Source organism: Kocuria oceani (assembly GCF_029524215.1).
GTDB classification, from domain to species: domain Bacteria; phylum Actinomycetota; class Actinomycetes; order Actinomycetales; family Micrococcaceae; genus Kocuria; species Kocuria oceani.
This window is the reverse complement of the sequence record NZ_JARAMH010000002.1, coordinates 120,152-136,183: the sequence shown is the minus strand read 5'-3', so window position 1 is coordinate 136,183 and position 16,032 is coordinate 120,152. Positions and strand designations below refer to the sequence as shown.

The 16,032-nt window shown below is 76.6% G+C and carries 10 protein-coding genes; 3 read left to right on the top strand and 7 right to left on the bottom strand.

The features are described from left to right. Positions 1-74: 74 nt before the first annotated feature. Positions 75-1,154, bottom strand: coding sequence for a YlbL family protein (locus PU704_RS02570; RefSeq protein ID WP_277550016.1), 1,080 nt, complete (start codon positions 1,152-1,154; stop codon positions 75-77). Positions 1,155-1,366: 212 nt separating this feature from the next. Here PU704_RS02570 and PU704_RS02565 point away from each other — a divergent pair, with 212 nt between their 5' ends. After that, positions 1,367-2,842, top strand: coding sequence for a zinc-dependent metalloprotease (locus PU704_RS02565; protein WP_277550015.1), 1,476 nt, complete (start codon positions 1,367-1,369; stop codon positions 2,840-2,842). Here the strand turns inward: PU704_RS02565 and PU704_RS02560 are convergent. Beyond that, positions 2,818-3,384 carry a M48 metallopeptidase family protein gene (locus tag PU704_RS02560; protein WP_277550014.1) on the bottom strand — a complete coding sequence of 189 codons (567 nt, stop codon included), beginning with the start codon at positions 3,382-3,384 and terminating at the stop codon, positions 2,818-2,820. The genes PU704_RS02565 and PU704_RS02560 overlap by 25 nt on opposite strands. 160 nt (positions 3,385-3,544) lie before the next feature. On the opposite strand from PU704_RS02560, the gene PU704_RS02555 reads away from it, so the two are divergent. Further along, positions 3,545-4,363: a hypothetical protein gene (locus PU704_RS02555; protein WP_277550013.1), complete on the top strand. Its 819-nt coding sequence runs from the start codon at positions 3,545-3,547 to the stop codon at positions 4,361-4,363. Here the strand turns inward: PU704_RS02555 and PU704_RS02550 are convergent. Both PU704_RS02550 and nudC read right to left on the bottom strand, forming a co-directional pair. Further along, positions 4,354-6,180 carry an ATP-dependent helicase gene (locus tag PU704_RS02550; protein ID WP_277550012.1) on the bottom strand — a complete coding sequence of 609 codons (1,827 nt, stop codon included), beginning with the start codon at positions 6,178-6,180 and terminating at the stop codon, positions 4,354-4,356. The two genes, PU704_RS02555 and PU704_RS02550, sit on opposite strands and share 10 nt — an antisense overlap. After that, positions 6,174-7,265 (bottom strand): NAD(+) diphosphatase, encoded by a 1,092-nt coding sequence (gene nudC, locus PU704_RS02545; protein WP_277550011.1) that lies wholly within the window; start codon positions 7,263-7,265, stop codon positions 6,174-6,176. The genes PU704_RS02550 and nudC overlap by 7 nt, the downstream gene beginning before the upstream one ends. A 101-nt stretch (positions 7,266-7,366) precedes the next feature. On the opposite strand from nudC, the gene PU704_RS02540 reads away from it, so the two are divergent. After that, complete coding sequence (locus PU704_RS02540; protein ID WP_277550010.1) at positions 7,367-8,566, top strand: phosphotransferase; 1,200 nt, start codon at positions 7,367-7,369, stop codon at positions 8,564-8,566. Here the strand turns inward: PU704_RS02540 and PU704_RS02535 are convergent. From PU704_RS02535 to PU704_RS19975, 3 genes are all read right to left on the bottom strand, one after another. After that, positions 8,542-12,036, bottom strand: coding sequence for an ATP-dependent helicase (locus tag PU704_RS02535; RefSeq protein ID WP_277550009.1), 3,495 nt, complete (start codon positions 12,034-12,036; stop codon positions 8,542-8,544). The two genes, PU704_RS02540 and PU704_RS02535, sit on opposite strands and share 25 nt — an antisense overlap. Positions 12,037-12,116: 80 nt before the next feature. Next, positions 12,117-15,473 carry an ATP-dependent helicase gene (locus PU704_RS02530; RefSeq protein ID WP_277550008.1) on the bottom strand — a complete coding sequence of 1,119 codons (3,357 nt, stop codon included), beginning with the start codon at positions 15,471-15,473 and terminating at the stop codon, positions 12,117-12,119. 57 nt (positions 15,474-15,530) lie between these two features. Continuing rightward, complete coding sequence (locus tag PU704_RS19975; protein WP_338130208.1) at positions 15,531-16,004, bottom strand: helix-turn-helix transcriptional regulator; 474 nt, start codon at positions 16,002-16,004, stop codon at positions 15,531-15,533. Positions 16,005-16,032: the final 28 nt, after the last annotated feature.

The following is a 16,032-nucleotide window of genomic DNA, read 5'->3' as shown; positions in this document are numbered from 1 at the left end:
CGACGGATCGACGGGGGGCCCCGACCATTCTGCCCGGGCCGTTCTCGGGGGTGCAATCGTGCACGCGGCGGCCCTCATGTGTCGGTGCACCCGGGCAGCGCCGAGAGGTCCCCGCCCTCGCCGACGGCCTCCGCGGCGGCCACGGCGTCGTCGAGGGTGCGCACGGACACCGCCGTCAGGCCTGCGGGCACGTGCCCCCGGGCCTCGGCGCAGTTGCCCTCGGGGACCAGGAACACCTCGGCCCCGGCCTGCTGCGCCCCCTCGAGCTTCTGCCGGATCCCGCCGATGGGCCCGACGTCCCCCTCCGGGGTGATGGTGCCGGTGCCCGCCAGGTGGCGGTCGCCGGCGATCGAGCCCGGGGTCATCTCGTCCACGATCCCGAGGGCGAACATCATGCCTGCGCTGGGGCCGCCGACCTCGTCGAGCTCGAAGTCCACGTCCACGGGGAAGTCGAAGTCGGGCACCAGGAACACGCCGAGCTGCCAGGCGCCGGTCGCCTCGTCCCGCACGGTGTCCACCGCGACCTCGCGCGGCTCGCCGGAGCGCTCGACCTCCAGGCGCACGCCCCGCTCCCCCGCAGCGTCGAGCGCGCCCTTGAGACCGGCCAGGGACGAGACGGTCGAGCCGTCGACGCGGCGCAGCACGTCGCCGCTCTCCAGGAGCCCGTCGGCCGGGCCGCCGGGCACGGTGCCGTGCACCGACAGCTCCGTGTCGAAGCCGATGCCCAGGTGGTCCAGGGCCGCCGCGACGGCGTGCTCCTGCGAGGACGTCATCGCCAGCATCCCGGCGTCGTCCACGTCCTGGCCGGAGACCTCCCGCGGATAGAGGCTGTCGGCCGGCACCACGGAGGCGGAGGGGTCCAGCCAGGAGCCCAGGACCGTGAGGACGTTGACGTTCTTGGTGGGGCCCCCGGTCACGTAGACCGTGGTGAGGTCCAGGACGGAGTCGCTCGGATAGGTCGGCGCGCCGCTCACGCCCAGCAGCTGCCGGCCGTCGTGCTCCCCCACCGTGTTGAACGTGGGCCCCGGCGACTCGATCACGAACGGCGCGGGCAGCACCGTCCCGGCGAGCAGCAGCCCGGCAGACCCCAGCAGCGCCCACGACTCGAGGCTCCGGCGGCGCAGGCCGCGGCGCGGGCGGGGGGAAAGGGTCACGGGCAGTCCTCAGCGGTCGTCGGTGGGGTGGAGCCGGGCGCCTCCCGGTCCGGACGGTCCAGTTTATCGCGGCCGAGCCCCCCGTGAGCTTCCAGCGAACTGGGAGTTGGCCCATGGTCGGCCCGGACCGCGGATCGCTAGGCTGGACGCAGAGACGTCGGGAGCACCCGCGCGCCCCGATCCCGTGACCGATACGACGAAACGGTGGACCCATGACTCCGCAGCCCCCCAACGACCGCTCCGGGGACACCCCCGGGGACGACTCCGGTGACCACCGCAAGGACCCCTTCCAGGAGATGCTCGAGCGCCTCATGGGCCAGGGCGGGATGAGCCCCGAGGACCTGGGCCGCGCCGGGATCCCGATGGACCCGCAGTCGATGTCCATGATGTTCCAGCAGATCCAGTCCATGATGGGCGCCGGCGCCGGCGAGGGCCCGGTGAACTGGAAGCTCGCCCACGACCAGGCCCGCCGGATCGCCGCGGCGGACGGCGACCCCTCCGTCACGCCCGCCCAGCGAGGGGCGGTGGAGGACGCCATGCGGCTCGCCGAGCTGTGGCTGGTGGACCACACCGAGTTCGGGCAGACGTCGATCCGCCCGCAGGCGTGGTCGCGCGCGGAGTGGATCGAGGCCACGCAGGAGACGTGGAAGGACATGACCGGGCCCGTCGCCGAGTCGGTGACCCAGGCGCTCACCGACGCCCTCACCCAGCAGCTGCCCGCGGAGCTGTCGAGCATGATGGGCGGGGCCTCCGGGATGCTGGCCGGCGCCGGCGGGATGCTGTTCGGCATGCAGCTGGGGCAGGCCATCGGCGGGCTCTCCCGCGAGGTGCTCTGCTCCACCGACATCGGGCTGCCGCTGGCGGAGGGCCGGTCCGGGCTGCTGCCCGCCAGCATCAAGGAGTTCGGCGAGGGCCTGGACATCCCGGCGCAGGAGATCATGCTCTACATCGCCGTGCGCGAGGCCGCCCACGTCCGGCTGTTCGCGGCGCACCCCTGGCTGCGGGAGCACATCCTGGAACTCATCAAGCGCTTCTCCGCGGGCATCCACATCGACATGTCCCGGATCGAGGAGGCGGCGCGGGACATCGACCCCATGGACCCCTCCAGCATGCAGGACGCCCTCTCCTCGGGGATCTTCGCCCCGCAGCAGACCCCGGACCAGGAGGCCACGCTCAAGCGGCTGGAGACGGTGCTGGCGCTCGTGGAGGGCTGGGTGCACGTGGTCACCGTGGACTCGACGGCCAACCTGCCCTCCGCGGGGGCCCTCTCGGAGACCGTGCGGCGCCGCCGTGCCTCCGGGGGCCCGGCCGAGCACGCCTTCGGGGCCCTGGTCGGACTCGAGCTGCGCCCGCGCCGGCTGCGCGAGGCGGCGGAGTTCTGGCAGTACGTCGGCGAGCGCCGCGGGATCCAGGACCGTGACGGGCTGTGGGAGGGCCCGGAGCTGCTGCCCACCGACCAGGACCTGGACGACCCCGCGGGCTTCTCCGAGCGCCGCGGACTGCTCACCGCCTCCGAGGACGAGGTCGACGCCGCGCTGCAGCGGCTGCTCTCGGGCGGCTACGAGGGTCCCGGCGCGGACGGCGGCGCCGGCCCGCAGCGGCCGGAGGGCGAGGGGCCCCAGGACGAGGGGCCGCAGGGCGAGGGGCCGCAGGGCGAGGGGCCTCAGGGCGGGGACGCGCCCCGCTGATCCGCCGCGGCCCGCCCGGCCCGTTGGGCCCAGGCGACCCCGTCGAGGAACGCCTGGGCCTTCCCGGCCAGCGGGTACCGGGCCTCCAGCTCACGGAAGCGGGGGCTGTGGTCGGCCTCGAGGAGGTGCGCCAGCTCGTGCACCAGCACGAAGTCGAGGACCCACTCCGGGGCCTCCTGGAGCTGCGCCGAGATCCGGATCACCCCGGTGGCCGGTGTCGCCGAGCCCCACCGTGTGTTCTGCCGCGCCGACCAGCGCACGTCCGAGGGCCGGGCCCGGCCCTCGAGGTGGCGCCGGGACAGCTCCCGGGCGCGTTCCAGGAGCCGGTCGTCGGACCGGCGGTCGGCGCCCCTGGCCGCCTCCCGGCGGCGGCGCTCCACGACCCGGGGGACGAGCTCCCGGGTCCAGTGCTCGATCTCCCGCCGGGTCGCGGACTGCGGGACGGAGAGCACCACCGTGTCCTCGCTCCAGTGCGCGGACACGGTCTTGCGCCGGCGGGTGGAGCGGCGCACGACGACCTCGGGCTGCGACGGTACGGGCATGGGCTCATTGAACACGCCCGCGCCGCCGGCCGCGAACCGGTGGTCCGCGCGTGTGGACGGCCCCCGACGTGCACAGTGGACGGGCCGCGCTCGCGCGCGCGGCGGGTCCGGCCCGGGCCACAGTGACGGCATCCCGCCCGCCCGTCCGGAAGGTGCTCCCGTGCCGTTGCCCTCCGTCCCCGGTCCCCGCCCCGCGCCGCAGCCGGGCCCGCACCGGCCCGAGCCGCCGCGCCCCGAGGAGGTGCACGTCCTGCTGCTGGGCCTGGACGACCTCGCGGCCGCCCTGGCCGTGCTCCTGCTGCGCTGCGGGGTGCTGGGGCTCAACGTCAACGACGGCTCGCCCGTGGCCGCCCCCGACCTGGGCACCGGCGTGTACCGTCCGGCCGATCTCGGTCGCCCCCGGGACGAGGCCCTGCGCCGGCGGTTGCGCGCGCTGGACCCCCGCTGCGTCCCGGTCAGCGCGCCGGAGCTGTTCCCCGGGGCGCTGCTGCCGGGCACCGTGGTGGTGCGCAGCACCGGGCACGTCCGGCCGGGCGGGGGCGCGGTGTGGGCGGAACCGGCCCTGGACCCTCGCCACCCCCTGGTGTCGTTGCACCACGCCGACGGCGCGCTGCTGCGCTGGCCCACGGTGCCCTGGGCGCACCGGCCGTGCCCGGACTGCCTGCGGGCCACCCTCGGTGCCCGGGAGCCCGATCCGGTGCCCGGTGGCCCCGGTGCCGTGCTCACCGCGTGGGCGCGGCCCGCCCACGCGGCGGCCGTGGCCGGCGGTCTGGCCGTCGAGGTGCTCGCCGTGGCCCTGGACGCGCTGTGGGACGACACCCTGGAGAGCGGGGGCGTCCCCGCGGCGCAGCGGGGCGCCCCGGAAGGGCCGGACGGCCGGTGGCCGCGCGCCCGGCTCCTCGCCCCGCCGTGGCCCGGCGACGGGACGCCGCTGGAGCTCGACCGCGGCCTCTGCCTGTGCGGACTCGGTCAGGCGTGAGCCCGGGCCCCCCGGCCGCGCGGGCCGCGGGCCCGGGGCGGCGGGGTCTCCCGCAGTCCGTCCAGGAACCGTGAGGGCTTGCGCGTGGGCCGCCCGCCCGGGGTGCGGGACAGCGTCCAGGACAGCACCAGGTGCTCGCGCGCCCGGGTGATCCCCACGTAGAGCAGGCGGCGCTCCTCGTCGATCTCGTCGGCGGTCTCGGCGAAGCCGATGGGCACGAGCCCCTCGCTGAGCCCGGCCAGGAACACGGCGTCCCACTCCAAGCCCTTGGCCGAGTGCAGGGACGCCAGGGTCACCCCGTTCATCACGGGGGCGTCCTGCTGGGCCGTGCGGCGCTCCAGCTCGGCCGCGAGGTCCGGCAGCAGGAGCTGCTCCCCGCGGGCCGCGGCCTCCTCGGCCATCCGGTCGGCGAGGGAGACGAGGGCGGCCAGGGACTCCCACCGCTCCCGCACCGCCCCGGTGGAGCGCGGCGCCCGGTCCGAGTAGCCCAGCGAGGAGAGGATGTCCCGCACCAGGCGGGTGGGCTCGTCCGAGGCCTCGGCGGCCCGGGCGGCCGTGCGCAGCTGCACCACGGCCTGCTTGACCTCCGGGCGGTTGAAGAAGCGCTCCGTGCCGCGCAGCTGGAACCCGATGCCCGCCTCGGCCAGGGCCGTCTCGAAGGCCTGGGACTGCCCGTTCGTGCGGAACAGCACGGCGATCCCGGAGGCGGGCACGCCGTCGTCGATCAGGTCCCGGATGCGCGCGGCCGTCCCGGCGGCCTCGGCCTCGTCGTCCGGGTACTCGTTCCAGGACGGGCGGGGGCCGTCCGGGCGCTGGGCCACGAGGTGCAGCGGGGTCGCCCAGGAGCCGGGGGTCGAGCCGGGACCCGGCCGGCGGGCGGCGAGCAGCCGGTTGGCGGTCTCCACGACCTGGGGGGTGGAGCGGTAGTCCCGCACGAGCCGGACCACCCGGGCCTCCGGGTGCCGGCGCGGGAAGTCCAGCAGGTGCCGGGAGCTCGCGCCCGTGAAGGAGTAGATCGTCTGGGAGGCGTCGCCCACCACGCAGATGTCGTCCCGCCCGCCGAGCCAGGCGTCGAGCAGGCGCTGCTGGAGCGGGGAGACGTCCTGGTACTCGTCGACCACGAAGTGCCGGTACTGCTCGCGGACGGTCGCCGCCACGCGCTCGTCCTCCTCGAGCACGGCGACGGTCAGGAGCAGGACGTCCTCGAAGTCGATGAGGTGCCGGTCGGTCTTGAGCTCCTCGTAGGTCTGGTAGAGCCGCTGCACGGTGCGCACCTCGTAGCCCAGGGGCATGTCCCGCCGGGCCGCGCGGGCCGGGTAGGTGTCGGGGGTGAGCATCGAGACCTTGGCCCACTCGATCTCCGCGGCGAGGTCGCGAACGGCCGCGCGGTCCGTGGACAGGCGCATGTTCTGCGCGGCCTCGGTGATCAGCCGGGCCTTGTGCTCCACGAGCCCGGGCAGGGGCCCGCCCACCGCCTGCGGCCAGAAGTACTGGAGCTGGCGCAGCGCGGCGGCGTGGAACGTGCGCGTCTGCACCCCGCCGGCGCCCAGGCCGCGCAGACGGTTGCGCATCTCGTTCGCGGCGCGCGCCGTGAACGTCAGGGCCAGCACCTTCTGCGGGGTGTACACGCCCGTGGCGATGCCGTACGCGATCCGGTGGGTGATCGCCCGGGTCTTGCCCGTGCCGGCCCCCGCCAGGACGCACACGGGGCCGCGCAGCGTCGTCGCCACCTCCCGCTGCTCCGGGTCCAGCCCGGCGAGGACCCGCTCCTCGAGCCCGGCCTCCGAGAGCTCTCCGGTGTCCTCCCCGCTCACCACGCGGTCTCCGGCAGGTCCTCGCCGAGCCAGTGCTCGATGAGGGCGTGGGCGATCGAGACCCGCCCGGGCAGCGTCACGGACCCGGTGCGCGCGGCCTCCCGCAGCTCCGCCCGGGTGAACCAGCGCAGCTCCAGGATCTCCTGGCCGTCCGGGACGGCCGCGCCGGAGCGCACCACGGCCCGGCAGCCGAGCATCAGGGAGCGCGGGAACGGCCAGGGCTGGGAGCCGAGGTAGTCGACGTCCCCCACGATCAGTCCCGCCTCCTCGGCCACCTCCCGGACCACGGCCTGCTCGAGGGACTCCCCCGGCTCCACGAACCCGGCCAGCGTCGAGAACCGGTTGCCCTTCCACAGCGCCGAGCGGCCCAGCAGCAGCCGTTCCCGGACGGGGTCGGGGTGGCCGTCGCTGACGGCCACGATGATCGCGGGGTCGGTGCGCGGGAAGTGCAGGGAACGGTCGTCGGGGCACTGCCGCGCCCAGCCGGAGCGGATCACCTCGGTGGGCTCCCCGCACTGCGGGCACCGGGGGTGGTCCCGGTGCCACAGCCCCACGGACTGGGCGGTGACCAGCAGCGCGGTGTCCGCGGCGGGGAGCACCGGGCCCAGCTCCCGCAGCCCGGCCCAGCGCAGCCCCTCCACCCCGCGCGCCGCGGCGGAGGCCGTCACCGCCGCCACGACGGGCTCGGGCACCACGAACGGCTCGGCCGCCGCGTCCCCGTCCGCCGGCTCCGCCGCCGGGACGGCCCGCAGCAGCACGCGAGGGCCCCGCTCGCCCTCGGCGCCGGGCAGCCGGCCCAGGTAGACCTCCGGGCGGCGCGGGTCGTGGTCGACGCGCGGCACGTCGCCGACCGGCACGAGGACCAGGGCGTCGCCGGCCACGGGGGCGAGCCCGCCCGCGAGCACGAGCACGAGCGAGGAGGGGTCCTGGGCGGCGAGCACGCGGACGTCCTCGAGCTCACGGTCGACGGCGTCGCGGTCGAAGGCGGTCGCGGCGAACGGCAGCCGGGCCGCGGAGAGGCGCCCGGGGGCCGGCGCGGAGGACGCGCCGGGGCCGGGCTCGGGCAGGGGAACGGTGGAGGCGGACACGCCTCCCACTGTAGCGATCCCGGCGGACCCCGGAGCGGGCCGGCCGGTGGGCGGGGACGGCGGTGGTCGCCCCCGACCGGGCCTCTTGTAGGGTGAACGCCGTGAGCACCTCCCTCGAGCACCTGGCCGCCGTTGCCGCCGCGGGCGTCCCCGGACTCGCGCCCGTGGCCGTGGGCCCCTCCCCGGACGACGACGCCGACTTCCGTTCCGCCGTGGTCCTCGACGCCGCGGGCCGCCGGTGGCGGGTGCGCTCGCCGCTGAGCCCCGAGGCGAGCGTGCGCCTGGAGACGGAGCACCTGGTGCTGCGCTGCTTCACCCCCGCGATCCGCTCCCGGCTGCCCTTCCTCGTGCCCACCGCGGCGGGCTCGGTCGAGGACGGGCACCTGCACGCCTTCGTGCACTCGCACATCGAGGGCGCGCCGCTGGACATCGACGAGCTCGCCCGCATGGCCGCCGCCCCGGACCCGGAGCACCACCGGCACGTCCCCAGCGCCGAGCCGCCCCCCACCCTGAGCGTGCAGCTCGGGCGCCTGCTGGCCGCGATCCACGCCCTGCCGCCGGCGCTGGTGCTGGACGCGGACCTGCCGAGCTACACGGCCGAGCAGTGCCGGCAGCGGCGCGTGGTCGAGCTGCGCCGGGCCGCCGCCACGGGCCGGGTGCCCGCGGCGCTGCTGCACCGGTGGGAGCAGGTCCTCGAGGACCGGGCCGTGTGGCAGTTCCCGCCCCGGGTGGTCCACGGCGACCTGCAGGAGGACGACCTGCTGATCTCCCGCGGCCGGGTGCGCGGGGTCACCGGCTGGACGGACCTGCACGTGGGCGATCCCGCGGGGGACTTCGCGTGGCTGCTCGCAGCGCGGGACGCCCGCCTCGCCGAGGGCGTGCTGGAGGCCTACGCCGCGGCCTGCCGCCGCACCTCGTTCCAGGCCCCGGACCGGGAGCCGGACCCGCATCTGCTGGACCGCGCCCGGCTGGACGCGGAGCTCGCCCTCGCGCAGTGGCTGGTGCGCGCGGTGGACCGCGGGATGGACGGCCTCGTGGCGGACGCGGAGCAGATGCTCGACACGCTCGACCAGGACGTCGCCCGGCGCTCCGCCGCGGAGGCGCAGGCGATCGGGGCACCGGCCGCCAGGGACAGCGCCGGGGACCGGGACACCGGGGACAGCGCCGGGGACAGGGGCATCGGGGACAGGGCACGAGACGCGGCTGACGGCGGCGTCCCGCGCCCGGCAGCGGGGCCCGGACGGACCGCGGGTGCGCCGCCGGCGGACGGGCCCGGTCAGGACCGCAGCACCACGTCGTAGGCCTCGCGGATCACCGCCTCCAGCTCCTCGGCCCCGGAGAGGTCGTGCGGGCGGACCACCCGGTCCTCGGCCACGTAGTAGAACGCCGCGGTCACCTCCTCGAGCGGGATGCCCCGCAGGCGGGACCACGCGAGCCGGTAGACGGCCAGCTGCGCCGAGCGCTCCCGCAGCTCCCGTCCGGCCGGTGCCCGCCCGGTCTTCCAGTCGACGAGCTCCCACGTGCCGTCGCCGTTGCGGAACACCGCGTCCACGCGCCCGCGCACCGTGATCCCGGCGATCGGGGTCTCGAGCGGGAACTCCACGGCGTGCGGCTGCCGGTCCGCCCAGGGGCTCGAGCGGAACGTCGCCGCGAGCTCGGGAAGGTCGTAGGCCTCGTCGACGTACTCGTCGGCCGTGCCGGGCAGCTCGCCGACGTCGAAGATCGCGGAGCTGCCGTAGTACTGCTCGATCCACGCGTGGAAGGTGGTGCCGCGCCGGGCGGCGGTGCCGGGCCGCCGGGGCATGGGGCGCCGCAGACCCGAGACGACCTCGAGCGGGTCGCGGGCCAGCGCCACGAGCGTCGACGCGGAGACGTGGGACGGCATGGGCACGGACCGCTCGGCCCGTGCGTCCTCGTGCCGGGCCAGCAGGATCCGGGCCTCCTCGGACCAGCGCCGCGGGTCCGGTGAGCGTCCGTCGCGCTCCCCGGCGCCGAGCAGGTCCTCGACGTCGAGGTCCGCGGTGTCCTCGAAGCCGCGCTCCCGGACCGCCCGGGCGGCCCGCTCCAGGCGGGACCGGCGCCCGAGGTGGGCCGGCGGGCTCACCCGCACGGTCTGCGTGCCGTCCTCCCCCGTGACCGTCTCGGTGATCTCCGGGCCCTCCAGCGGGTCGTAGGGCCACGGCGCGCTCAGCACGGTGGCGGCGGCCGGGTTGCGCGCCCCCTCGGGCACCTCGGCCCACGGCCCGAGCCGGACGGGCGGTGCCACCCCCTCGGTCAGCGGCGCCAGCTCGGCCACGAACCGGGAGGGCTCCTGCCCCTTGGCGGCGGTGCCCCGGAAGACGGTGCTGGAGAGCTCCAGCACCGACCGGGCACGGGTCACCGCCACGTACGCCAGGCGCCGCTCCTCGTCCTCGGCGTGCTGCGCCGCGAGCTCGACGAACTCCGTGTGGGACTCCTCGAGGGCCTTGAGGTCGGTGGTGTCCACGGACCACTGCGGCAGGAACCGGGCGTCCCCGCGCAGCGGCCACGCGAGGGCGCCGGTGTCGAGGGTCCAGCGCGCGGGGTTGTCGGTCGGGAAGTTCTTGGCGTTGAGGCCGGGCACGTAGACGTGGTCCCACTCCAGCCCCTTGGACGAGTGCACGGTGACCAGCTGCACGGCGTCGTGCCGGGTGCGGTCGGGACCCGGCTCGAGCCCGTTCTCCTCCGCCAGCGTGACGTCGAGCCAGGCGAGGAACGCCGACACGTCGCCGGTCGCGGAGGAGGCGGTGAAGGACTGCGCCGCCTCCTGGAAGGCGTCCAGGTTGCGCCGCGCCTGGTGGGACGAGCGGTGCGGGTGCGCGGCGACCTCGATGTCGAGGCCGAGGACCGTCTCGATCTCGTGCAGCAGGCTGGGCAGGTCGTCGGAGAGGTAGGAGCGCAGGTGCCCCAGCTCGGCCCGCAGCCTGCCGAGCCGGTGCCGGGCGGCCTCGGACAGGGTCCGGCCGTGCGCGGAGGTCCAGCCCGGGCGCGGGAGGGTCTCCAGCGCCTCGACCAGCGAGGCGTGGTCGGAGAGGTCCGGCTCGACCAGGGCCTCCTCCTCCGCCTCCTCCGCGGTCACGGGGCTCTCGAGGTCCTCCGGCCGCCCGGCCTGCGCGGCCTCGGTCCGGCGCCGCTCCAGGTGCGATGCCCAGTCGGACAGCACCATGAGGTCCCGGGCCCCGATCCGCCACCGGGCCCCCGCGAGCAGGCGCACCAGGGCGTCCGAGCGGCCGGGGTCGTCCAGCACCCGCAGCGTCGCGACGACGTCGGAGACCTCCGGGGTGCTGAGCAGCCCGCCGAGGCCCACGACCTCGTAGGGGATGCCGCGGGCGGCGAGCTCCCGGCGCACGGGCTCGATCTGGGCCCGCTTGCGGCACAGCACCGCCATGGTGGGCATCTCGCCCTCCGGGTCCCCGCGGTGCTCCTCGCGGCGGGCGCCGATCTGCTCGGCGAGGGCGGCCGCCTCCTCGACGTCGGTCGCGTACCGGCTGAGCCGCACGTGCCCGGGACCGGCGCCGGGCCGGGGCGTGAGCTCGGGGACGGTCAGGGAGGACGCCCCCCGCGCCCACGCCGGCAGGGTCCGCAGGGGGGCGGCGAGGGTGTTGGCGACGTCGAGGATGCCGGCGTCGTTGCGCCACGCCGTCGTGAGGAAGCTGGGCTCCCCGTCCTGGCCGGGGGCGACCGGGAAGGAGTCGTAGAAGCCGAACAGCTGGCCGGCCGAGGCCCCGCGGAAGCCGTAGATCGACTGCTGGGGATCACCCACGGCCATCACGGAGTGGCCCTGCCCGAACAGGGCCGCGAAGAGCCGCAGCTGGGCGTGCGAGGTGTCCTGGAACTCGTCGAGGAGCACCACGCGGTGCTGCTCCCGCTCGGTCCGGCGGGCGGCGGGGTCCTGCTCGGCCAGCCGGGCCGCCGCGGAGAGCAGGTCCCCGAAGTCCATGGCCTGGGCCTCCTCCTTGCGCCGGGCGAAGTCGGCCACGAGCTCGGCGAGCACCCACGCGGTGCGCTGGTTCTCCTCGACCTTCTTCAGCGACGCGCCGAGGGTCTTCTTCCGCCGGCCCGGCGGGGTGGTGGCCAGCTCGCCCAGGAGCCCGGCCGCGAAGCGCTCCACGGCCGCCGGGTCCACGAGGTGCTCCGCGCACGCCGAGGCGAGGTCCAGGACGGCGCGGACCATGGTGGACTTCGCGGGCATGGCCTCGAGCAGCTCCCCGGTCCACGCCTCGACGGTCTGGGCGGCGATCTGCCACGTCCGGGCCTGGCCCAGCAGCGTGGTGTCCGGCTCGATGCCGATCCGCAGCCCGTAGTTGCGCACGAGGGTGTTGGCGTAGGAGTGGTAGGTGCTGACGGTCGGGTCCTGGGGCGCGGCCGGGACGTCGTCGTCCTCGGCGCCGGCGGGTGCCACGAGCCCCTCGGCGCGCAGGCGGGCGAGCCGGGAGCGCATCCGCTCCCCCAGCTCCCCGGCGGCCTTGCGGGTGAAGGTGACGCCGAGGACCTGGTCGGGGGCCACGATGCCGTTGGCCACGAGCCACACGACCCGGTCGACCATGGTGGCGGTCTTGCCCGAGCCCGCGCCGGCGACCACGAGCCGGGGCGAGAGCGGGGCGGAGATCACGGCGGACTGCTGCTGCGTGGGGCGGTTGCCGCCGAGCAGCTCCGCGAGCTCCTCGGGGCTGTACCGGGGGTCGACGCCGCCGTAGGGGTGGTCCGGGTCGTGCCCGGTCCGCGCGGCGGGGGTGGCGGGGGCCTCGGTCATGGGGGCTTGGTCCTCCTGTGCTCCGGGGGTGGTGGCGCCGTGGCGCCCGGCGTGGGGTCCGGCGGACCCGGGTGCGGTCCTCACGGCTCGCTCACCTGCCGGCCCTCGGCGCACAGGGGGCAGATCTGCGGCAGCCGGCACCCGTGCCCGCCGAAGGCGCCCTCCGCCTGGTCGTGGCGGGAGACGAAGCGCTCACCGGCCACCAGTTCCGCGGCGCGCGTGATCAGGTCCCGCGCCCAGGTGTCCGCCGGGTCCAGTGGGTCCTGCTGCTGCACGGAGGGGGACTTCGCCCGGGTCCCGAGCTGGACCAGGAGGGCACCGCCGGAGAGCTCCGTGACCGTGCCGCCGGGCAGCTCCAGGACGGCCTCGTCCTCGCCCGTGACCATGGCCGTCCCCGCGCCCGCGGACAACGCCACCTGGTAGGCCGCCAGCTGGGGGTGCTCGGCGATCTTCGCCCCGGCCGGCTGGTTCCGGCCGGTCTTCAGGTCGACGACGACGTAGCGCCCCTGCTCGTCGAGCTCCAGCCGGTCCACGCGTCCGCGGAGCAGGGCGTCCCGGGCCCGTCCCTGGACGAGCACGCTGAAGGAGCCCTCCACCGAGGCCAGCCGCCGGCCGTGCCGGCTGCGGGCGTCCACCACGTACTGGGCGAACTTGCGCAGCATCTGCCGGGCGCGCTCCAGCTGCACCGCGGACTCCCACGTCTCCGGCAGCCCCAGCGTGGGCCAGCGGCGTTCGAGCTCGGCCACGAGCTCGGACCCGGAGGCCTCCGGCAGCTCCTCGGCGATGGCGTGCACGAGGGAGCCGAGGCTGCGGCTGAGGTCGGTGGCGGCCTCCGCGCGGGAGGCCGCGACGAACCAGTCGAGCGGGGACCGGTGGATGGTCTCGATCCGCGACGGGGAGACGGGCACCGGGACCCCGTCGTCGAAGACCGGGGCCGTGCTGGAGAGTTCCGCCGCGCCCCACCAGGTGTCGGGGTGCGCCCCGGGCACCGGGCGCGGGGACGAGGCGATGCGGTGCAGCAGCCGTGCGGCGGCCTCGGCGCGCACGGGGTCCTCGTCGTGCAGCTGCACCCACTGCCGCAGCTCCGCCACCAGGGCTCGCAGGGTCATGGGCCGGGGGGCGTCCACGACGGCCCGGACGCCGTCCCCCGGACCCGTGCCCGGCGGGTCGACGAGGTCCAGGAACTCGGAGGGCTGCTGGTCCTCGTCGGAGGCCGCCGTCACCACGAGCGTGCCCCGGCTGCGGGAGACCGCGGCGGAGAAGGAGCGCAGCTCGTCGTGGCGGACCTCGCGCATCCGGGTGACCGGGGTGACCCGCGAGGCCTGCTCGACGCCGAGGTCGAGGGCGTCCGTGAGCAGGTCCGCGGCCAGCAGCTGCCCGCGCAGGCGGGTGTTCGGCCACACGCCCTCCTGGACCCCGGCGACGAAGACGACCGGCCACTGCCGACCGGCCGAGGTGGCCGGGGTCATGATCTCGACGGTCTCGTCGGTCGGGGCGCGGGCGGCCAGGGTGTCCATGGGCAGCTCCTGGCTGTCGATGTAGTCCAGGAACTGCGCGGGGCTCGCGCCGGGCAGGTGGTCGACGTAGCGCTCGGCCGCCTCGAACAGGCCGACGACGGCGTCGAGGTCGCGGTCCGCCCGCTCGCCCGCGGGTCCGCCCTCCAGGGCGCGGCGGCGCCAGGACTCGGCCACCCCGGCGGCCTCCCACAGCGCCCACAGGACCGTCTCCGCGGTGGCGCCCTCCTCGCGCAGGGCGCGGCGGCCGGCCGTGAGCATCCGGGCGATCCTGCGGGCGGGCCCGGAGCGCACTCCCGCGGCGTCCAGCGCGCCGGGGGCCACGAGGGCCTCGACGAGCAGGTCGTCGCTGGTCCGGCCGCCGCCGGCGGCGAGCTCCTCGCCCCGGAGCCGCTGGCGCAGCCGCCGGACGTCCATCGGGGAGGCGTTGCCGATCCGGGAGGACAGCAGCTCCACGGCCGCCTGCACCGTGAGGGCGGCGAAGTGCCCGCCCCCGTCCCGCTCGGCGGCCGCGGCGTCCGCCTCGGTCACGATCCGCAGGGCGCCCAGCAGCGGGCGCACCGCCGCCTCGTCCCGCACCGGTGTCTCGGCGGCGGACGTGCTGACGGGCACGCCCAGGGCCGAGAGCTGGCGCTCCAGGCTCTCCAGGTAGCGGCCGCTGCGCACGACCACGGCCATGTCCGCCAGGGGGACGTCCTGCACCAGGTGGCGCTCGAGGATCTCGTGGGCGATCCAGCGGGCCTCGTGCAGCGGGGAGGAGAGCACGACGGTGACGACCTCCCCCTCCCCCGCCACGTCGTCCGACGGTTCCAGCCGCCGCGGGTGCCGGGCGCCGGCCACGGCGGGGATGCGCTCCGCGACGCGCTGCCAGACCTCCGCCACCGCCGGCGGCATCCGGCGGCTCTCCCCCAGCAGGTGCCGCTCGAGCGGGCGGCCGGGCTCGGCGAGCCGGTCGTCGAGGGTGCGGAGCAGATCGGGCCGGGCTCCGCGGAAGCCCTGCACCACGGTGTCCGTGCAGGCGGTCAGTACGGTGTCCCGGCCCCGGCAGAGCACGGCGAGCAGCCGGTGGATCGAGGGCGTCGCCTCGTGGAGGTCGTCCACGAGCACCAGGTCGAGGCGCTCCTGCTCGGCCCGCAGCAGATCCGGCTGCTGCTCGAGGACCCGCGCGGCCTCGGTCACCAGGGCCGAGGGGTCGTAGGACTCGGGCATCCGCAGCCGGCGCACGGCCTGGTACTCGGCGCGCATCGCGGCGGCGGCGGACCAGTCCGGGCGGCCCAGCCGGCGGGCGAGGTCGCTCAGCTCCCCGGGCGCGAGGTCGTACTCGGACATCCGGTCGAACAGCTCGCGCACCTCCTGCCGGAAGCCCCGCGTGCCCAGCGCCTCCCGCAGGTCCGCGGGCCAGACGACGGCGGCGCCCTCCCCCGCGGCGTGCCCGGCCATGAGCTCGCCGATCAGGACGTCCTGCTCGGGGCCGGACAGCAGCTTGGGGCTGTGGGCCACGCCGGGCAGCAGGCCCTCGTTCTGCGCCCGCCGGAGCAGGTCGAAGGCGTAGGACTGCCAGGCGCGCACCGGCGGGGTGCTCATGGTCGCGGACACGGAGGCGGTGAGCTCGTCCCGCACCCGGGCGGCGGAGAGCCGGGAGGGGGTGAGCACGAGCAGCCGGTCCGGGTCCAGGCCCGCCCGGATCCGGCGTGCCGCCAGCTCCACGAGCACCCGGGTGCGCCCGGTTCCGGGCCCGCCGAGCACGAGACGGGGCCCGCACCCGGCCGGCAGACCGGCCACGGCCTCCTGCTCGGGGGCCGGCTGCCACGGCGGCCGGGCGGGGCCGGCGCCGGACGGGGGCACGAGGTTCCAGCGCACCGGTCCCGCCCCGGGCGCCGCGGCGGTGCTGGTCGTCTGGGTGCTGTCCTCGGAGTGCCGCATGGGTCTCATCCCATCACGGCACTCCGACGGGATAACGCCACCGGCCGCGGCCACTCGTCAGGAGACGTCCTGGGCCCCGGCCGGCGCCGGGGCGAGGACGTCCAGCAGCTCCCCGATCTCGTGGGCGGCGATGGCCGGGTGCCGGAAGGGCCGGTGACCGTCGACCGTGTAGTGGCTGCGGCGCCCGGTGCGGTGGCGGCGGAGGTAGCCGGCGGACTCGAGGTCCTTGAGGATCGCCAGCGTGGCGCGCGTGGTGATGCCCACCCGGGCGGCGATCTCGCTGACCCGGGCGTCCTGCGACTGGGCCACGGCCAGCAGCACGTGGCCGTGGTTGGTCAGGAAGGTCCAGGGCGGCCGGACGACCGTACCGGCGGGCGCGGGCGGCCCGGGTCTCGGGGTCCGCCCGTCGCGCGGGCCGTCGTCGCGCGGCGGGACGGGAGCCGGCGCGTCGAGATCCGGTGCGTCGAGGTCCGGTGCGTCGAGGTCCGGCGGGTCGGGAGCCGGGGCGCCGGGGGCGGCCGAACGGGTCACGGCGAGCTCCTCCCGTGCAGCGGGCGGG